This is a genomic window from Asticcacaulis aquihabitans, from assembly GCF_032490435.1.
GTDB lineage: Bacteria > Pseudomonadota > Alphaproteobacteria > Caulobacterales > Caulobacteraceae > Asticcacaulis.
In genome coordinates, this window is record NZ_JAVGWM010000004.1 from 1 (window position 1) to 19,992 (window position 19,992).

Genomic DNA, 19,992 nt, shown 5'->3' on the forward strand with positions numbered 1-19,992 from the left:
AAATACAAAATAAAACAACCCGTTAGGTGAAAGCCTAGCGGGTGTTTTTATGCCCGGATGACCAGGATCTACCTGCGGACAGATGGAGAGCAGGCGCTCATCACGCTGTGGATGCTGAAATCCTTATATCCCCAAGCGGCTAGGGGCCCGCTCTTTCACTTGCCTCTAATTTTTGACCAATATTCGTCAGCTATATCTGCGTCGATTTCGACGGGCGGAATGTTGCCGCCATATAAGCGATCCTGACCATCTTTGCGGGGGCCGGAAATCCAGAATTCCTCGCCCGTTTCAATGTCGTAGTAGTTGGCCCTGAATCCGTTCCCTTTTAGGCTTTGAAAGTTTCGCCCTTGGTAGGTCAATGACTTGCCAGTCTTCGACAACGTGACACGCCCGATCCGAGCTTCGCCGTTAAGCGATTCAGATTTGTTCTCCACGTACATGATGCGCGTCTTGGTCATCTGAAGATAATGTACACCTGTTACGCTTTGCGCAATGCCTGCTATACCGTCAGAGCGGTCTCAACTATGGAGAGTTCAGAGATGCTTCTTGTTTGCGAAGGAAAAAAAGCCAAATTGAAATTATCAGGCCAAATCCCGCCAGCACAGCCATCAGGTAATAGCCGCTAACGCCCAGATGATCAAAATACATGCCGGAAAGCAAGGTACATATGCCTGTCATGACGCCACTGGCATAGGCCGAATTTATGGATTGCGCGAGGCCTTCGTAGCCCGCGGGGACGACCTGGAAAATAAGCTCCAGACCTGCCAGGTAAACCGCCACGAAGCTCAGGCTATGCAGAAGCTGTAACGGCCAGAGGAGCCAGAGCTCCGATACGTTTGCCAATAAGGCCCAGCGCAAAACGCCTGCGGCGGCGCCAAGTATCAAGAGTCGCCATGGGCCGAGGCGTCGCCGAAGGGGACCGCCGAAACCCAGGAAAAGAAGTTCACCCAAAACCGCCACTGCCCACAGGAGGCCGCAGATAGTTGAACTATGGCCGGCTTTTTCCCAGATGATGGTCGAAAAGGCATAGTAAAAGCTGTGCGCGGCCTGAAGGCAGCCGACGGCCGCCAGCACCAAGATGAAATCCCTGTTGCGAACCAGTGTCGCCAATCGAACCCGAGGCGCAAACTGCTCGCTTGGGGTGAGCGTCGGATCAAGCCGGAAATGAGACGGAAGGATAAATCTGGCGCCTATGGCCACAGTTGACGCCGATATCACTGTCCATACAAGGACTGCGTTTATGCCGGCGGTCTGCAGCAGATAGCCAAGACAAATATTGGCAAATATAAATGAAGCTGAGCCGGCGGCCCTGGCGGTGCTAAAGGCAAATCGCTCGGATCGCGATAGTTGCAAGGTCATGGCATCCAGTAGCGGCGTGATGCTGGATATACCTGTGTAGCCCAGCCCGTAGAGGGCCATATAGAGGATGAAGCGGGCCTGGCTTGACCCCGTCCCCAGCCCCATCATGCCGTAGGAAAGCGCCGAAAGCAGGCCCAGGTACATAATCGGGGTTCTGTATTTTTTAAATCTGTCTGCCCAAATGCCGGAGAGGGGGCCCGTGATGGCCCGGCCAAGCAAAGGGACTGCGAGTATCCAGCCGATTTGCCCGGCCGACATCCCCTTGTGTCCCAGCCACAAGGGGATAAATGGCAGGCTGGCACCCATCCCGGCGCATAGCAGGGCATAAAACACCGCTTGGCGAATTAACGTCCGTCGCAGCGCAAGCGTCGGCTTGGCTACGTTTGTTTCAAGTGAGGAGACAATTTCTGCCGGCTGCACTCGGCTCTTCGCCACGATGGGACCTTCTATCGGAATATTGGGGGCGAGATTAGGCTGATAGCGTTATCACGATGAATATCAATCCGCCATAAAAATCGCATTATATAATGTGCGTCAATGGCAATTCATAAGGAATTTAGGTGATGGTTGTACAGGTTCTCTAAATTTTCGCATATATCATATGATTTATTATATACATTTCTAGACTTGGGCGGGATTACCAGAAAATCGCGTAGAGCGCGGTCAATATAAGAATTATCCCCAGGGCGGCCGCGTTGAATGATTTCGACGTCCTGAAATCAATTTTGCCGAGGTCGATAGTGGTCTCGGATGGGGGCTCGTCCGTGAGGAGCGAGACGCCGATACAGGTTACAAGCGATATCCAGAAGACCCATCCGACGCGATTGAGGAAGGGCATATCCGGCAGGTGGCCGACCACCCAGTGTGAAACCGTATCTGGCGAGGGGTGCTGATGAAGGTAGGACACCAGATAAAATATGCAGGAGGCCGCGAAGCCTACGGCAACGGCGGAGAAGGCGCCGGCGGTTGTGCAGTGTCGCCATCCCATACCGAGCACGAATATGACCACAATGGCGGGGGCGAAAAAGCCCGTCAGGCTTTGCCCGAATTGAAAGACCTGGTCGAAGCTGCCAAGCAGCGGTTTTGCGACTATAATGGCGGTCAGAAGCGCAGCCGCCGAAGCGAAGCGGCCTATAACCACGAGTCTCCCATCAGGGATGGTCGGATTAAGAGGCTTTACGATATCCATTGTGAAGATGGTGGCGATCGAGTTTATCTTGGACGCAGACGAAGCGACAATCGCCGCTACGAGCGCGGCAAAAACCAGGCCCAGGCATCCCGTCGGCAATAGCGTCATCATGGTTGGGTAGGCTTGGTCGGACCGGCTGATGTCCGGAGCCAGGATAAGGGCTGCCATGCCGGGCACGACGACGATCAACGGCATGAGCAGTTTGAGGTAGCCGGCAAATGCGATACCTTTTTGCGCCTCAGACAATGATTTCGCCGCCAAGGCGCGCTGGATGATATACTGATTGAATCCCCAGTAAGAGATATTCATGATCCACATGCCCCCGACCAATACGGCAATCCCGGGCAGGTCTTTGTAGTACGGGCTTGATTTTGGCAGGATCATTTTGAAGTGCTCGGGGAACTGACGTATCAATTCGCTGGCACCCCTTATGACGCCTGCTGGGGACGGGTGTCCGCCGATACGGGACAATGTCACCGCGACAATGATGAGACCGCCAAGCGTGAGCAGCGACACCTGCACGATATCCGTCAGCGCGACAGCCTTGAGACCACCGGACAACTGATACGCCAGGGAAAAGCAGCCGAGCAGAATGACCGCGAGCATAGGGTCCATGCCTGTCACCGTGGTGATAGCGGTTCCGCCCAGCCAGAGTATGGCTGTGAGATTTATCAGTATGTATTGGGCCAGCCAGAATACGGCCATGAGGTATCTGACGCTTGGCCCGAATCGCTGAGCCAAAAATCCAGGCATCGTCCGAATGCCACTGCTGAAAAAGACAGGCAGGGCGAATTTACCGACGAGCAGCAGCGTCGCCGCCGACATCCATTCATACGAAGCCACTGCAAGGCCAATACGAAATCCCGACCCTGACATCCCGATGATTTGTTCGGCAGAAATATTTGCGGCAATCAGTGAGGCGCCGATCGCCCACCACGGAAGCTGGTTGCCAGCGAAAAAGTAGCCCTCCGTGCTTGTCTGTAATTCGGGCCGACGGCGCGTAACGTATTGGGCAAGGACGAAAATACCGATAGCGTAAGCGATAGTGATCGCGATATCGACAGCCGATAAGCTATTCGCTGTCATTGCGGGCCTGTCCTGCCTTGCGTGTCAGTGGAAGTGGTTTCTTTAGCCGTAGCTGAAAATTCAGCGGCGGGTAAGGTGGGAGAACACAGATTTGTTTCAATACGCCGAGCGCAAAGGTTTCAATAGATTGTTTTTTATAGTCACATTTTTTATAGCAAATGACAGTTTGCTGTATAGGTGGTCGGGACGTTCCTGACCCTATGAATAGGTCTTTAGCGGCAAGCGTTTGATCGGCGACCAATATGGCGGCCTGATTTTCCTAAAGAATATAATCCTGTCTTGGTCTGCGCGCATGGTTTGCGGCTTTGCCGCCGATAGCTAAGGGCGAGAAACGTGGCTGAAAAAAATGGTGTAATTGACTTGCCAAATATTAAATGTGATTTATTATCATCGGTGTTTGATGACTCCATTCTTCCCTAGTGGAGTCGCTGCTGAGTTTGCCAGTGACCGGCATTTTCAGCGTTCTGACGCCGAAGAGGTAACTCTTTGACCCACTCCCTGACTCGACTGAAGGCTTCTTCATCGTCGCCCCGCGTATGTGCCGCATCCCCGTTATCCGATTTTGTATATCGGGACTTTCGGAGGCAGCCATGCGCGGGGAACTTGTCCTGAATGCGTGGAATTGAGAGAGCTGGCCACAGGCCGGGCCTCGTGGAGATATAATGTCAAAGTATGGGTCTCTTGGATTGCTTGCGAAATCGCCGAATAGGCTCGCCATTCTGGCAATTTGCGCCGTTTGCTTGGGAAGCTTAGTGGCCCCGAATGCATTTGCTGTACCAGATGAGACGGCCTGTCTTGCCGCGCGGACGGATCAACAGGTCAAGGTCGCCGTGTCGCCCAAATGGGCAGAGCCCGGAAAGTCTTTTGAAGGGTGGGGAACAGCCCTTGCCTGGTTCGCGAATGTGACGGGGAGGCTGCGTTCGGCCCAGCGGGATAGGCTGGCTGACCTGCTATACGGTGAGAGCGGTCTCAGATTTAATATCGCCAGATATAATATTGGCGGCGGCAATGCGCCTGAGGGGAAAGCTTATCTGCGCACTGGAGCCGATATTTCGGGCTTCTGGAAACGGCCATCGGGCGCATCGGGCAATGACTGGTGGCATCCGGATGATCCATCGCAATGGGATTGGTCGGCGGACCCGGGGCAGCGCTGGTGGCTGGGCGCCATCCGCGAGCGTGTGCCCAGAGAGGATCAGATTTTTGAGGCGTTTTCGAACTCTCCGCCGTATTTCATGACGGTCAGCGGACGGGTCTCAGGAAACCTTGACGGCTTGGTCGACAATCTGCGACCGGGAAATGAAGAGATTTTTGCCGATTACCTGGTAAGGGTCACAGCGGAACTTGAGCAGCGTCACCATATTCATTTCCGCACCCTGTCACCCATAAATGAGCCCAATACCCCCTACTGGTACGCAGACAACACGCAGGAAGGGGCGCATTGGTCGCCCGCGCATCAGGCGACAATCCTGACGGCGGTTGCCAAGGCATTGCGAAGCCGAGGGCTGACAACCACCCTGTCTGCGATGGACGAAACCAACGCCCAGACCTTTGTCGAGGACTGGGCTGGCCTCGATCAGACAGCGATCGATGCCATAGACCAGATTAATGTGCATAGTTACGATACCACCGGAAAGACAGCTATCCGCGATATTGCCCAGGCTACCGGCAAGCGTCTGTGGATGTCCGAAGTCGATCTGTCGCCGCCAAATGTGCCTCAGGCCTTTGATGATATGCGTCCCGCGCTCGCCTTGGGGGAGCAGATCGTGAGCGACATTAATCGCCTGAGGCCGGTCGGATGGGTATTGTGGCAGGCGGTTGAGAACGAGGCAAAGCCGCCATCGCCAGGCTCTGATTGGGGGCTCATAAAAATGAATTACGACGACACGGCTGCGCCTCAGATAAACATCACGACAAAATACTGGGCCATGGCCAATTTTTCGCGGTTTATACGGCCGGGCGACAGGTTCATTCCTGTCGATGACACCGACACGGTTGTCGCCCTTCGGCCGGACAATCAGACCGTGGTTGTGGTGCACGTCAATCCGGGACTCTATTCGCGACATCTGATGCTGAGCCTGCCATCGCTACATGCGGGCTTGACTTACAATGTATCCACCACGGTCACAGATGCCGCCCATCATGCGCAAAGCCTATGTGCCGAACGCGCGCTTGATAGCGGCGGGCTTGTCGTGCCGCCCAAATCGGTCACAACCTTCGTGCTTCGTCCTGTAGATGGGGGGCGACGGTAGAGCGGACACAACCTGCCAAGGGCTTGACATCTTGTGTCTATCGCGAACCTAAATCATAAAGCCTATGGAAAAGACTGGGGTGGACGAATGCAGGAACATGAGGACGCTGGCGAAGAAGAGGTTTTGTCGGAAGGAACCTACGAGGAGGCCGTGTCGACCGGGCGTCTCCACGGCACGCTTGCCCATCGTCTGGCCGTAGACATACTGCGTGGCGTCTATAAGCCCGGGGACATTTTGCCATATCAGTTGGATTCCAGCGAAGCGCTCAATATTTCGAGGACTCCCTACAGGGAGGCGCTAAAGATTCTGTCGGCAAAGGGATTTGTTGAAAGTCGCCCCAAACGCGGCACCCGTGTTTGCGATCGCACACAATGGAACCTGCTCGACCCCGAAGTTATGGGCTGGATGTTTGAGACGACGCCCACGGATGACTTCATCGATGGTCTATTTGAGTTGAGGCTGATCAATGAGCCCGCAGCGGCTGAGCTGGCCGCCGAGCGCCGAACGGCGGAGGAGTTGGATCGCATGCGGCATGCGATGGAAGTGATGCGGGTTGAAACCCTGGCCACCGAGACGGGGCGCCTTGCGGATATCGACTTCCACAAGACCTTGCTGGTCGCGACCAAAAATGAGGTGCTGATTTCTCTTAACAGCTCAATTGCTGCCGCGATCGCCTGGTCTACGCGGCTGAAATCATCGGATCCAAAGGACGCCCGAAATAGCTGGCAGGATCACTATCGTGTTTTTGAGGCCATTGAGGCCGGCAATGGTCGGGCCGCGCGCTGGTCGATGGAGTCTCTTGTCCGATTCGCCCTGGAAGACACCCGTCGTTCGCAAAAGCGGCGTGAGACTCCGTCAAATAAAGGATAAGTGGTTCACAGGCTGGGCTTAAGCGCACAGCCTGGTGCGGTAAGATGGGCAAAGTGTGATCTCCCATTGCCAACTCAGCGCGCTTATTCTTTTTATAAAATCACATTTATAATTGCAAAAATTCGATTGTATGACTATTAATCGACAGGGCGCATCAAGGGTTTCAATCAAAACGATGCGCGCAAAAGGCAATATTGCGATATTATGGGGGGCGTTGTGCGCTGCTAGCTAAGGCGAAGCGCCATGATGTCGCTTAAATAAATCGCACTTAAATAATATTCTGCTCTGGGCAGCGAAACGTATTTCGGACTCGTCCCACTGGCCTTGCCGCAAGGCTCCAGGGGTGTTGCGCAGGGCAGGGCATATAAGACGTATTGAGCAGGAAGAAGCGCCAAAATGGATTCAAATCATCTGAACAGACGTGGCTTTGTTGCGTCCGTGGCCGCCATGGGCGCAAGCCTCGCCGTTTTTGGGGCCGCTTCGGCTTCCGCTGTCAAACCGCGATTCACGGTCGAAGGCGACCAGTTCATGTTGGATGGCAAGCCGTTTCAGATACTTGCCGGCGAAATGCACTATCCACGTATTCCCCGTGAATACTGGCGTGACCGGCTGCGCAAACTGAAAGCTTTAGGGCTTAACACCCTGACCACATATGTGTTCTGGAACGTACATGAAACGGCGCCCGGGGTTTACGACTTTTCCGGCAATCTCGATATTGCCGCCTATGTTCGGATGGCTCACGAGGAAGGCCTTTGGGTCAATTTACGCCCTGGGCCTTACGTATGCGCCGAGTGGGATGGCGGCGGATTGCCAGCATGGCTGTTTCCCGAGGAAACCGGTATTGCGCGGACAAGCGATCCAAAATTCATTGAGCCAATGAAGCGTTGGTTTAAGCGACTCGGTCAGGAATTGACTCCGCTTCTGATCGACAGTGGCGGCCCGATCATTCTGACTCAGGTCGAAAACGAATACGGCGCCTTTGGCGCGGACCATGCTTACATGGCTGAGGTCATGCAGGCTGAGCGTGACGCCGGCTTCTCCGGCCTGCTCTATACCGCTGACCCATCGCAGTTTATTGCCAATGGCTCCATTCCCGGTGTTGTAGCGGGCATTAATTTCGGCACAAACTACAAGGCGGAGGAGGAATTCGCTGCCCGCGCGAAAGTGCGTCCGGACGGTCCGTTCTTTAATTCCGAACTGTGGGGCGGCTGGTTTGATGCCTTTGGCGACCTTCACGCCACGATGGAAATTCCGCCGCTGATCGCCAGCCTGAAGTGGATGCTCGACCACAAGATGTCCATTAGCTTCTACATGCTGCATGGGGGAACCTCCTTCGCCTGGTATGCGGGCGCCAACTGGGACAACAAGGGCTATGCGGCGGATATTTCCAGTTATGATTATGACGCCATACTGGACGAAGCGGGGCGCCCGACGCCCAAGTATGAGGCGGTGTCCGCCCTGCTGAAGAACTACTTGCCCGCCTCGGCGTTCTCACCGCTTCCTGAACCGGAAATTCCGGCAATTATACCGCGTTTCCGCCTGAAGCAGGCGGCGCCGCTTGATCAGTTACTGTTAAAGTCGACCCTTCAGAAGACGCCTAAATCTTTGGACGCCTTGGGACAGATGCACGGCTTAATGCTCTATCGCTATCAGGCAAAGGTCGCGGCCAAGGGCGAGCTCAAATTCGGCGATGTTCGCGATTACGCCCTCGTGCGGATAAACGGCAAGACCGTAGCTACCCTCGACCGGCGTTTGAAGGAAACCTCTGTCTCAGTGGACTTGCCGAAAGGCGCTGTGCTCGATGTCTTGGTCGATACTCATGGTCATTGTAACTACGGCAAGAATATCGGCCGCGACCAAAAGGGCCTTATCGGTGGCGTCACCCTAAACGGGACACCTTTGGAGGGATGGGCGCAATATGGCCTGCCAATGGATAGCCCTACGGGCCTGACCTTCAGCGCACAGGCTCCGGATGGACCTGCGTTTTATCGCGGGACGTTCTCGGTCGAAAAGCCGGGATTCACTTTCCTTGATATGCGGGGTTGGGGAAAAGGGTACGTCTTCGTCAACGGGCACAATCTTGGCCGCCACTGGTCGGTTGGGCCGCAGCGCGCAATGTTTGTACCCGGGCCCTGGCTCAAGGCGGGCGAAAACGAAGTTGTCGTCCTGGACCTGCATGAAAGCGCGGAACGCACATTGGCGGGCGGCGCCAATGAAATATGGGATTTGCCTGGGCTTGTAAAAGCTTAGATGGCTCGAGGCCCGCGGGTGGAAAGCCTCGCGCGGGCCGACCGCGTCTTGGCGAAGGCCTGAATGTAGCGCTCGTCGCCGTAGTAAGTCTGATCGTCCAATTTACGTGGGCGGCGGTTCAGAAGCTGTTGAGTTGAACCGGATCTAGCAATGGTATGCGTAATTTCGCGCCTCACTAATCGGCTTTAAAATCTATAATCACTTATAATAATATGATTTAACTTGCAAATGCTTGCCTCTGACTGAAGCGAGGGGAGGGACGTGTTTGTTGATCGTTTTGATGCGACGCCTCAAGCCTCTCATATCTAGTTGATTTTTATATTAGATATAATATCTGCACGCCCATTCCACATCCTAAGTCGCGCTCTTTTTGGGGTGGTCGCCTCACCCTGTTACAATTTAAGCACATCCATTACAATTTAGTCAGATTTGAAAAATCATGGGTAGAAATTAAATCATATTGTCTTACAAATAAATTCAAGAGCACGCACCCCATCAGCGGCCTTTATAAAAAATCCAGGAGGAACATATGAAATCCAAAATTCGCTTGCTTGCGTCTGCGTCGATCATGCTGTTGGCGGCACAGGGCATTGCCTTTGCCCAATCGGCTCCAGATGCCGCAACGCAAGCCGGCGCCACCAAGGGGCAGTCCACGGCCGAGTCTACGGATGGGAAGGGGGATTCGACCCTCGTTGTTGTCAAAGGCTACCGGGCCAGTCTTCGGTCTGCGCAACAGATCAAGCGCCGTTCTGACTCAATCGTCGATGCCGTTGTCGCCGAAGACATCGGGAAGCTCCCGGACGTCAACGCAGCCGAATCGCTGGCGCGCCTGCCAGGTATCCAGATTGTTCACGGCAGCGATGAAGGCAGTGGCGTCCTGGTACGGGGCCTGCCGGATGTGGCGACGACGGTCAACGGCCGCGACATCTCGACGGCCGAACTGCGTCGTGTACAGCTTCAGGATTTCCCCTCCGGCGCGTTGGCGGGCATGGAAGTGTACAAGTCGGGGTCTGCGGACCTGCTGGAGCCTGGTCTTGCCGGCCTCATCAATGTGCGTACGCGCCGTCCGTTCGATTTCAAAGGGTTTGAAATCGACGGTGCGATCCGCGAAACCTACAATGATCAGAATAAAAAGTTCAACACCAATGGCAACGTACTGATCACCGACCGCTGGAATACCGGCGCCGGCGAAGTTGGCGCCCTGTTAAACCTGTCCTACACGGAACAGGATTTCCGCAATGCCGTGCGCTGGGCGACCGGATATATCGCAACCAATACTGTGGCCGGGCAGACCGCCAGATATCCTGATGCCGTCGGCGTGTACATGGATACAGGCCATCGCTGGCGGCCATCCGCCAATGCCACGCTGCAGTGGAAACCGAACGCGCAGGTCGACCTCTATGCGGACTTGCTCTGGCAGGCCTATCGCGCTGAACATTCCAATGACTGGGCGCAGGCGCCGCTGTGGAGCGGCACGAAGACGAACGTGGTGTTTGAAGACGGTACCAACAAGATCCAGAGCATGACCAATACCGGTGGTGAGCCGATCTCGTTCTACCGCTCGACCGGCTACGACCGCACCGACACGCAGCAGATCGCGGTAGGCGGCAGCTTCACCAGCGGCAAGCTGAAGCTGTCGACTGATCTGGCTTATACGAACAGCGTCTATTCGAACTCGTCGTGGAGCCTCGATTCGGCACTCAACACCTCTTATCCGATCAACATCAATTACACCGCAGGCGGCGGGGCAGCGTGGACGGCGGTCGGACTGGACGTGTCAGACGCCAGCAAGTACATCTGGCGCGGTTATTACGAGAGCATTTACAAGGTGGGCGGCAACGGCATCCAGTGGCGTGGCGACGCGGTCTACGACACCGACTGGGGTATCTTCAAGCAGATCAAGGCGGGGCTGCGATACTCCGACCGTAACGCATTCCTCGAAAGCAACGATCGTTACGGCTGGACCCTCCCGCTCGCGATTCCATTCACGTCGATCGGCGTCGGCGACCTGTCTCTCACTCAGGATACCTTCCGCGGTAATGAGCAAGGCTTCCGCAACTATCTTCAGCCGTCGCGTGAAGGGATTGTCAGCAATCGTCAGGTTCTCCTTGCTGAAACCCGCGCCGCCATGGCGCAACTCAAGGACGTCGGTGGCATAGCGAACTGGGCACCCGATCTTATGGGGTATAATCCTTACCGAGGCTTCACGGCTAAGGAAGCGACCCGCACCGCCTATCTCCAGGGGAGTTACGAATCGCACTTCTTCAATTCGGATGTCGACGGCAACATCGGCGTGCGCGTCGTCAATACGGTCGGCAAATATAGCGGCTTTTCGAGCGTGACGTGGGGCGGGGTCCAGCAAGGTATTCCGAAGAGCATCACCCAGAACTATATCGATGTGCTTCCGAACGTGAGCATGCGCCTGCGGCCAACCAACGACATGCAGATTCGCTTGGGCATTACCAAGACGCGTACGCGCCCAGATTTTAGCCAGCTCAATCCTGCCCTCAGTATTTCGCAGTATACCGGTACGCCAAGTCCAACTGCCGCGGACGCCTATGGTTCGGCGGGTAACCCGGATCTGAAGCCTTTGACGTCATCCAACTACGATATAACGTGGGAATATTATCCGTCGCCAAACACTTCGGCGAGCGTGGCCGTATTCTACCACAAAGTAAACGGCTTCATTAATAACTATACGACCCGGACGAATGATCCGGTCTATGGAGTTCTGGAAGTCTCCCGGCCTGAAAATGCCGGCGACGGCAAGATCAAGGGCATCGAAATCGCGGGACAGACCTTCCTCGACTTCCTGCCCGACGCCTGGAGTGGTTTCGGCGTCCAGGCGAACCTGACCTATATCGATGCCTATAACCAGTTGCCCGCCACGATCGACAGCACCGGTGCAATGGTCAAAATTCCGGGTGTATCCAACTGGAGCTATAATCTGGCGCTGTTTTACGAGAAGGGCAAGATTTCGACACGCCTCTCATATAACGGCCGTTCGCGCTGGATAAACGGATACGACAATCGTAACGCCGGCGTCGAAGGGGAAGGCACGGAAGCGGTGAACCGCCTGGACTATTCGTTCAGCTACTCACCGAACGACTTCTACACGATCAACCTCGACGTCTCGAATATTCTGGCCCAGCCGTTCCACAACTTCCACACCTATGAGCCGGGCAGAGCGTTCGTGCGCGATATCCGCGATGAAGGCCGTTATCTCGGCCTGTCCCTGCGGTTCAAGTACAACTGATCAAGGGGTTTGGAACCTTTTGAGATGTGAGAGGGGTGTGCCCATTCGGGTGCGCCCTTCTTTTCTTTAGATGGCTAGTCTATAAGTGGCCGGTATGCCCGCCAAGTGCGGTGTCACTCTCAAACGGTATTAGCCTCCGCAAGAGCCGCGGACGATGAGCTCCGTTTGCAGCCTTTCGGATGGCGAATTATGCCCCGCAAGCTGGCGCATGGCCTTCGTCACGAGGAGGTGACCCGCCTTCAGGACGTCCTGACGAATGGTTGTGAGCGCCGGGCTCGAAAAACTGGCAACGTCTATATCGTCATAACCGACGACAGAGACATCGTCAGGCACGACGATGCCATGCATGGACAAGGCGCGCATCGCCCCAATGGCCAGCATGTCCGAAGCTGACACAATGCCATCAAATTTCACGCCGCGGTCCAAAAGATCGTTCACGGCTTCAAAACCAGAATCATAGACCAGCTTCGTGTGCTGTATCAGGGACGCATCCATTTCAACGCCATGGTTTGTCAGTGCGGATTTGTAACCGGCCAGGCGCTGCTCGATTTCAGCCACATCGCAGGCGCCGAGAAAAGCGATCCGCCGCCGGCCTAATCTCAGCAGATGGCTCGTGGCCCTCTGTCCGCCAAAGAAATTATCGGTTCCAACTGAGCAATAATTCTGATCCTCAAGCTGCGCCCCCCAGACAGCGAGCGCCCTTCCCTGCTTGTTGAACTTGTTCAGAGCCTCGTGATACTGGCTCTGCCCAAGAAAAATGAAGCCGCCGGTCGGATGAGCGCTCATCAACTCGGCCACGCCATCGGCGTCTCTTGGGACGCGATGAGAGATTGAAAAATCGATATGACGCTCACGCATGGCGCTTCCAATGCCGCCCAGCAGGCGTAACTGAAACGGTTCCGCCATCTGTGTACTGACGGCTGGAACTGCCATGACCACAATAATCTGGCTATGGTCGATTCCCTGGCGTCGCTTAATATCGTAATTGCTCTCCTTTGCCAGCCTCAGGACGAGTTCGCGCGTTTCTTCACTGATCGCGGGATGGCGAGCCAAGGCGCGAGACACGGTGGAAACGGACACGCCCGCCTGAAGGGCAATCTGTTGTAGCGTCACGGGGGGCGCGGTTTCTTTTTGCATGCAGTCTATTTACCCTGCGCGGTTGTTCTCCGCAAATTACATACAGGTTATGCAAAATTTGCATCACAATCAAGCCCTGAATGCGGTGAGGGTTTTGAGGGTGCGAAAAGTTGAAACTATTAAATAGAATAAAAAACAAATGGTTGCCGCAATACGCACGCCCCGGCGAATGATTTTGCGAAATAAGGCTCGATGGTAACAATGTCTCAAAATTACAACAGGGCGCAAAGTTGCAGCGCATGTTGCGCAAATGTGCATTGCCTTCGCGATGATTGGTGATAGCTTTGCCCCCAATGCGCATGCCAGACACGCACCAACTCCATGGTCACGCCGTGGGGATGCCGCTGTACGACATGACCCGGCAGGATCAATGCGCAGGCACCGTAATTCGCGTTCCCGACAAGGGCGCGAAACTTAAAAAAGATTACACAAACAGGAGGAAGTGGAACAAGATGAGACACACCAGCAAAAAGGCGACGTCCGGTCTGACCAGACTAGGTAGTTCGTTGGCGGTACTCGCGATTGCGGCCGCGTTAACTGCGCCGACCGCGGGTTGGGCGCAAACGGCTGGGTCCACTTTGCGCGGAACGGCGCCGGCTGGCGTGACGGTTGTGGCGACAGACGTCAATTCGGGCGCCGTGCGCCAGGTCAAGGCCAGCGCCGATGGCACCTACGTCATTGCGGGCCTGCCGTCAGGTAATTATCACGTTACGGCTGGCGACAAGGAAGCGGCTGACATCTCAGTGGCCGTGGCCTCTGTTGCGGTTTACGACTTTGGTTCGGATAAGGCGGCCAGCGGGGGTACCACAACGGTCGTAGTCACCGGCCGCAGGCCGTCTGTTGAAATTCGTTCGTCGCAGGTCAATCAGTTCGTGTCTCTGCACGACATCCAGGCCCTGCCGCAGGCCACGCGCAACTTCATGGAATTTGCCGATACGGTTCCGGGCGTGCAATTTAACGTGGACGGCGGCAGCACACACAATACCTCGCTGCGTGGCGGCGCTCAGTTGGCTTCCGCCGTCAACGTCTATATCGATGGCGTCTCCCAGAAGGACTTCGTCCAGGGCGGTTCCGGTTTTGCCGGCAGCGCGGGTGTTAATGGCTCGGGCGATCCGGGCAACCCCTTCCCTCAGCTCGCCATCGGCGAATACAAGGTCGTTACCTCCAACTACAGCGCGGAATATGGCGATGCCGCCAGTGCCATCATCATCGCGCAGACCAAATCAGGGGGCAACAAGTTCCACGGCGAGATCTTCGGCACCTATACCGACGAGAATTTGCGCGCCAAGTACCCGTCTGAAAAGGCGTCTGGTACCGAGAAGGGCAAGGCACCCAGCAAGGAATATGGTCTCGCCTTCAGCGGCCCTATCATCAAGGACCGCATGCACTTCTTCGTCACCTGGGAACACAAGGATCTGTCGAACCAGAGTGACGTCTATCCGGGCGCCGGTGTATCGCTGTCGCAGGCCCAGGCGTTGCTGCCGGCAAATGTCGCGAGCCAATATGGCCCTGTGACCAATCCGTTCACGGAAGATCTGTATTTCGCGAAAATCGACTTTGAGCCCAGCCCGAACGATAGAATTGAGGCAAGCCTCAACTATCGTCTCGAAGACATGTTTACCGGCGGCAGCGGCCAGAACGCGAAAACGACTGAGGCGCCTTACACCAATAACGTCAAGCGTTCGGATATCCGGTGGCAGCATAGCGCCGACGCCTGGGTGAACGAACTACGCCTGTCCTATCAGGACACAAATGCGTCGACGTCGACGACAACAGGCTCCCCGCAGTTTGCCTATACCTACTATCCGAACGCGTCGAGCGTGAGCAACCCCACCGCTGGCTCCGTTGGGCTGATCAATGTCGGTGGCCCGGGCTCGGGCGTTGGCGCGGTGAGCTCGCAGAAGGGTTTTACCCTCCAGGACGACCTCACCTTCGCCAATTTGGAAGCATACGGCAATCACACGCTCAAAATAGGCGTTAGCTACGGCAGCATCGATCTGTTCACGCAGGACGGCAGCTCTGATAAGTCCAACGCGACCTATTACTATGCTGTCACGGCGAGCGGCGTTTCAGCAACGCCCTATCTGGTTCAATATCCAAACATTGTGCCCGGTTATACCAACACAAGCGTCAGCACGACCGACAAGCAATTCAGCGCCTATATTCAAGACGACTGGCAGGTGAATGATCGCTTGGAAATCAATCTCGGCCTGCGCTGGGATCACGAAGAGGTGCCGGCCTACCTGAACTATGTCACGCCGTCGGACGTTGTGGCGGGGATTAACAGCCTGTATCCTGGTACCGCACTGACCTATAAGCAAGTCCTGGCTCTGCAGATTTCAGACAAGCCTGGATCCCCCGGCATCAACCTGGACAATTATATCAGCACCGGGTCCAATCGGAAGGCGCCGAATAATTTCGCACCGCGCCTGGGCTTCTCTTATGATCTGACCGGTGACGGCAGACGTGTGCTCTTCGGCGGTTATGCCCGCTCTTATAACCGTAATCTGTTCAGAACCCTCGCCCTGGAAACCACCAAGGTCGCCCTGAACAATAACCCGCAGATCTACTTCCCATCTCCCATAAACCAGGATGCGTTTGGCGCCTGCTTTACGGCGGCGGACGTCAATCCGGCTCATCACTGCTATGCTTGGGACGCGTCCTATCTGACGCCGGCAGGGCTTTCAACGCTTCAGACCGATGCCTCTTCGCACGAAGTGGATTTGCTGAATAACGACATCAAGACGCCGTATTCGGACCAGTTCAGCCTTGGGATTCGCAACACGCTGGGGGAATGGAACACGCAGGCCACCCTATCCTATATCGCCAGCTACGATTCGATTATCGGACGCTTGGGTAATCGTTATGCGGACGGGTCTTACTTCCAGAACGGCAGCCAATGGGGCGCCCAGGGCGTGCCGGGTGTTGGCGGGCTCATTCTGTGGGATAACGGCGGTAAGGATGAAAACCTCCAGCTCGGTCTGGCGGCGCAAAAGCCTTACACCAAGGAATCGGGTTGGAGCATGACCGTCTCCTACACCTACTCCGACGCCAAGCAGAACAATGTCGCCGGTATCAACCCGTATTCGGTGGGTAACAACCAATATCTGTTCGATTACCCGAATATCAGCGACTACCCGCTCCTGCAGTCCACGGCGGTGCCAAAACATCGTCTGGTCATGACCTACTCCCGCGATCTGCCTTGGGACATGTCGATGGCGGCCAAGCTGTCAGTGGCAACGCCCACATCGGCCATGCAGATTTACGGCTGCCAGACACCCGGCGTCTCCGTCTGTAACAGCTATGGCGGCGGCGTTCAGACAATCGTCAGCGAACGACCGAAGGATACCATCGGCTACAAAGAGATCGACCTGCAGATCTCAAAGAACTTCAAGCTGCCTAGCGGCGTTGACGGTTATGTGCGGGCGGACGTCCTGAACCTGTTCAATTGGGTCAACTACGATCCGAATTCGGTCTACTTCCCGAGCTTCGGTGCGAAACCTGTTTACACCAAAAACGGCCCCATCGTTGGATCGCCCTTTACGGTCAGACTCTCGACAGGCGCTAAGTTCTAGTATGGAATGGGTTCCGGCATTTGCATTCGCGCAAATGCCGGAACCTAACCACTACCAGGCGTACTTATAGTCAGTTGATTATATTCCGCGGAACTCAAGCCAATCTGCTTTTACCCGCTGTGCTGGTGCAGCGCGATTTTTCACACTATTATCCGTCGAATAATTTTTAAGCTCAGCCTGAGCGCCGAGCCCTTATTTCCTCTTCCTTCGCTGGACATCCAATGACTTTGCAACAGGCCAAACGCCCCATAAAAACCGTCGCGGTTATCGGTGGTGGAACGGCCGGGTGGATGAGCGCTGCAGCTATCTCCAAGTCATTCGGCACGGACATCCAGGTTCAATTGGTTGAATCCGAAGAGATTGGCCTGATCGGGGTTGGTGAGGCGACGGTTCCGCACATTTCAGCTTTCAACCGCCTGTTGGGCATTAATGAAGCGGAGTTTGTTCGTGAGACCAAGGGGACCTTCAAGCTCGGTATCCAGTTCAACGATTGGGGCAAGATTGGCGATTCCTATATCCACGGATTTGGCACAATCGGCCGTGACCTGGGTTTAATGCCTTTCCACCAATACTGGCTGAAGGCCCGTTTCGCCGGTAAGGCGAAGGGGCTTAGCCAATATTCACTCAATACAGTGGCCGCGCCTATGGGCAAGTTCATGGCGCCGCCGCGCGACGCGCCAGCGAATTCGCCACTGGCTGAGATCGCCTATGCCTATCATTTCGACGCGACCCTTTACGCCCGCTTTTTACGCAAACGCGCAGAGGCGCAGGGCGTCGTGCGTACCGAAGGTAAGGTCGTTGCGGTCAATCAGAATAAAGAGAGCGGGTTTGTTGAAAGCGTAACGCTCGAAAACGGCGCAACGATCACGGCCGACCTGTTTATCGACTGTACCGGCTTCCGCGCCTTGTTGATTGAAGACACGCTGCACGCGGGCTTTGAGGACTGGACGCATTGGCTGCCCTGTGATCGGGCCCTGGCCGTGCCGTGCGAGAAAGTTGCGCCGCCAACCCCTTACACGCGTTCCACAGCGCGTTCTGCAGGGTGGCAATGGCGTATCCCGCTACAGCATCGCACCGGGAATGGCTATGTCTATAGCAGCCAGTTCACCAGCGATTCTGAAGCCGCCGATCTGTTGCTCAAGTCGCTCGATGGTCGAGCACTCTCCGATCCGAAAGCCATACGTTTTACAACCGGCAAGCGGCGAAAGCTCTGGGATAAGAATGTCGTCGCGATTGGTTTGGCCGGAGGGTTTATTGAACCTTTGGAATCAACCGCCATTTTCCTTATTCAATCGGGCATATCGCGGCTGGTAAGCTTGTTTCCGCAGTCGGACTTTGAGCCGGTGCTGCAAGATGTTTATAACGCGCAAATGCAGTTTGAGTATGAGCGGATCAGGGACTTTATCATCCTCCATTATCATGCCACCGAGCGCAGCGATTCCCAATTCTGGAACTATGTGCGAACCATGCGTGTTCCGGATTCGGTGAAGTCCTATATCGATTTGTTTTCCGCCAATGGCCAGTTCTTCCGCGAAGGCACTGAATTGTTTGGCTTAACCAGCTGGGTGCAGGTGATGCTGGGCCAGGGAATCATGCCGCGCAGTTATCACCCCGCTGTGGATTGGGTCAAAAACGAAGACATGCAGGCGCTCATCGATCACGTAGAAAAGGTCGTGGCATCAAATGTGGCGCTTATGCCCAGGCACGAAGACTTCGTTGCGCGATATTGTGCGGCCAGTTCAATTTAGCGCAATCGCCGAGCGCGTAAGGGCGTGACCAAACATGAGCACCCCGCTATCCGCTATTCTATAAGGCTTTTCTGGTGCTCTTGCGGCACGAACGCTGACGTCTGACGGACGCATTGGGGGCATCTTCGGCCATTGAGGTGTCTTGGACCTACCTTATTCGTTCGATTGCGCAGATCGGCAAGACACAGTCTACCCCTCTTGGGGCGTCACTTTTTGGACCGCGAACGGAAATGGCGGTGGATGTTCACAATAAGTATCCGAGGCACATTATAGGGTAGGTAAAACAGGAAAATGAGCGCGGCTGCCCCACGATGGGCGGGCAGGGGCGGGAAGTGATTTTCCAAGAGTTTTTGAAACATTTTAAAGGGCTAACAATTGCGGAATTAGCAAAGCAATAGGGCTCGCCGCTTTGGGGAGTTTCTGTACGCGCGCTGCTCTAGTGAAAAATGAGATAAGCGACGCCCGCCCAACACGCGGCGCAAAAGAGGGTCACGCCAATCAGAGTGAAAGAAAACGGATACTTCTTCGATTCTTCGCCGAGCGTCTCAATATCAATTGTAGAGGGTGTTCTCACGTCTGACGTTGAGCATATTTCATCGTGGTAAGCTGATTTGGCCATACAAATACTCCTACTCTCCATTTATGCTATTTGACATAAATGTCAAAAACAAGACGAGAATTGAGAATAATGGTTAATAAATGATAAGCTGCCGCTACTACGGTGATGGCGCTTTCGATATTGAGAGCCAAACATGTTTCCAGCTTGCGCACCATTTGCCTCGCAGAGTTATGCCGGAAGCATATGATCGGACCTTTGTCTGCTTAGCGTGGTTTGAGATCATTCGGAAAAATGATCTGATGGCGTTATGTTTTACGCTTAGCTCAGGCGGTGCCGAAAGCATTGTCGAACGTTCCGACGGATCATAATCCTGCGAATTGAGAACGTCGTTATTGAGCCGTTGATGACCCGGCTTGATGCTACGATCGTTGACTATGCTGGTGTGGATTATGTGGAATTATTGTTCTGTAACGGATAATTCTCGTCACAAAGCAAGATGGTGCCCAGGAAAGGACTCGAACCTTCACGGCCGTTAAGCCACTGGCACCTGAAGCCAGCGCGTCTACCAATTCCGCCACCTGGGCACTTCGTCTTAGGTGGTAGTCTCTGCCGATTGCTCGGCGAGGCGGCGACCTATAGGGGGAAAGTTTTCGCCGGTCAACGCCTTTGATGACGATTTTCACAAATCTTTTTCGGGGGCTGACTTAAAGGCGT

At 55.0% G+C, this 19,992-nt stretch carries 10 protein-coding genes and 1 tRNA gene; 6 read left to right on the forward strand and 5 right to left on the reverse strand.

The window, feature by feature from the left end:
- Positions 1-155: 155 nt before the first annotated feature.
- From RCJ00_RS14400 to RCJ00_RS14410, 3 genes are all read right to left on the reverse strand, one after another.
- On the reverse strand, positions 156-458 hold the full coding sequence (locus tag RCJ00_RS14400; RefSeq protein ID WP_316222808.1) for a 1-deoxy-D-xylulose-5-phosphate synthase: 303 nt from the start codon (positions 456-458) through the stop codon (positions 156-158).
- Positions 459-522: 64 nt separating this feature from the next.
- Entirely contained in the window at positions 523-1,794 is a 1,272-nt protein-coding gene (locus tag RCJ00_RS14405) for an MFS transporter (RefSeq protein ID WP_316222810.1), read from the reverse strand.
- 202 nt (positions 1,795-1,996) lie between these two features.
- Entirely contained in the window at positions 1,997-3,634 is a 1,638-nt protein-coding gene (locus tag RCJ00_RS14410; protein ID WP_316222812.1) for a sodium:solute symporter family transporter, read from the reverse strand.
- A gap of 752 nt (positions 3,635-4,386) precedes the next feature.
- Between RCJ00_RS14410 and RCJ00_RS14415 the strand changes: the two genes are divergently transcribed.
- From RCJ00_RS14415 to RCJ00_RS14430, 4 genes are all read left to right on the forward strand, one after another.
- A complete protein-coding gene (locus RCJ00_RS14415) occupies positions 4,387-5,883 on the forward strand; it encodes a glycoside hydrolase family 30 protein (RefSeq protein WP_316222814.1) in 1,497 nt (498 codons plus the stop codon).
- An 87-nt stretch (positions 5,884-5,970) separates the two neighbouring features.
- Positions 5,971-6,753 (forward strand): FadR/GntR family transcriptional regulator, encoded by a 783-nt coding sequence (locus tag RCJ00_RS14420; protein WP_316222815.1) that lies wholly within the window; start codon positions 5,971-5,973, stop codon positions 6,751-6,753.
- Between the two features lie 396 nt (positions 6,754-7,149).
- Positions 7,150-9,003: a glycoside hydrolase family 35 protein gene (locus tag RCJ00_RS14425; protein ID WP_316222816.1), complete on the forward strand. Its 1,854-nt coding sequence runs from the start codon at positions 7,150-7,152 to the stop codon at positions 9,001-9,003.
- A gap of 529 nt (positions 9,004-9,532) precedes the next feature.
- On the forward strand, positions 9,533-12,259 hold the full coding sequence (locus RCJ00_RS14430) for a TonB-dependent receptor (protein WP_316222817.1): 2,727 nt from the start codon (positions 9,533-9,535) through the stop codon (positions 12,257-12,259).
- A gap of 129 nt (positions 12,260-12,388) precedes the next feature.
- On the opposite strand, the gene RCJ00_RS14435 is transcribed toward RCJ00_RS14430, so the two are convergent.
- Positions 12,389-13,396 (reverse strand): LacI family DNA-binding transcriptional regulator, encoded by a 1,008-nt coding sequence (locus tag RCJ00_RS14435; RefSeq protein WP_316222818.1) that lies wholly within the window; start codon positions 13,394-13,396, stop codon positions 12,389-12,391.
- A gap of 452 nt (positions 13,397-13,848) precedes the next feature.
- Here RCJ00_RS14435 and RCJ00_RS14440 point away from each other — a divergent pair, with 452 nt between their 5' ends.
- Both RCJ00_RS14440 and RCJ00_RS14445 read left to right on the forward strand, forming a co-directional pair.
- Positions 13,849-16,971, forward strand: coding sequence for a TonB-dependent receptor (locus RCJ00_RS14440; RefSeq protein WP_316222819.1), 3,123 nt, complete (start codon positions 13,849-13,851; stop codon positions 16,969-16,971).
- Between the two features lie 221 nt (positions 16,972-17,192).
- On the forward strand, positions 17,193-18,719 hold the full coding sequence (locus RCJ00_RS14445) for a tryptophan halogenase family protein (RefSeq protein WP_316222820.1): 1,527 nt from the start codon (positions 17,193-17,195) through the stop codon (positions 18,717-18,719).
- Positions 18,720-19,775: 1,056 nt separating this feature from the next.
- Here RCJ00_RS14445 and RCJ00_RS14450 read toward each other — a convergent pair.
- Positions 19,776-19,862 (reverse strand) — tRNA-Leu (locus tag RCJ00_RS14450).
- Positions 19,863-19,992 lie beyond the last annotated feature (130 nt).

What these genes read in the sequence shown, in the direction of transcription:
- RCJ00_RS14420 (WP_316222815.1), top strand. Translation starts at nt 5,971, where the DNA reads ATGCAGGAACATGAGGACGCTGGCGAAGAAGAGGTTTTGTCGGAAGGA.
- RCJ00_RS14430 (WP_316222817.1), top strand. Translation starts at nt 9,533, where the DNA reads ATGAAATCCAAAATTCGCTTGCTTGCGTCTGCGTCGATCATGCTGTTG.
- RCJ00_RS14400 (WP_316222808.1), bottom strand. Translation starts at nt 458, where the DNA reads ATGACCAAGACGCGCATCATGTACGTGGAGAACAAATCTGAATCGCTT.
- RCJ00_RS14425 (WP_316222816.1), top strand. Translation starts at nt 7,150, where the DNA reads ATGGATTCAAATCATCTGAACAGACGTGGCTTTGTTGCGTCCGTGGCC.
- RCJ00_RS14445 (WP_316222820.1), top strand. Translation starts at nt 17,193, where the DNA reads ATGACTTTGCAACAGGCCAAACGCCCCATAAAAACCGTCGCGGTTATC.
- RCJ00_RS14435 (WP_316222818.1), bottom strand. Translation starts at nt 13,396, where the DNA reads ATGCAAAAAGAAACCGCGCCCCCCGTGACGCTACAACAGATTGCCCTT.
- RCJ00_RS14410 (WP_316222812.1), bottom strand. Translation starts at nt 3,634, where the DNA reads ATGACAGCGAATAGCTTATCGGCTGTCGATATCGCGATCACTATCGCT.
- RCJ00_RS14440 (WP_316222819.1), top strand. Translation starts at nt 13,849, where the DNA reads ATGAGACACACCAGCAAAAAGGCGACGTCCGGTCTGACCAGACTAGGT.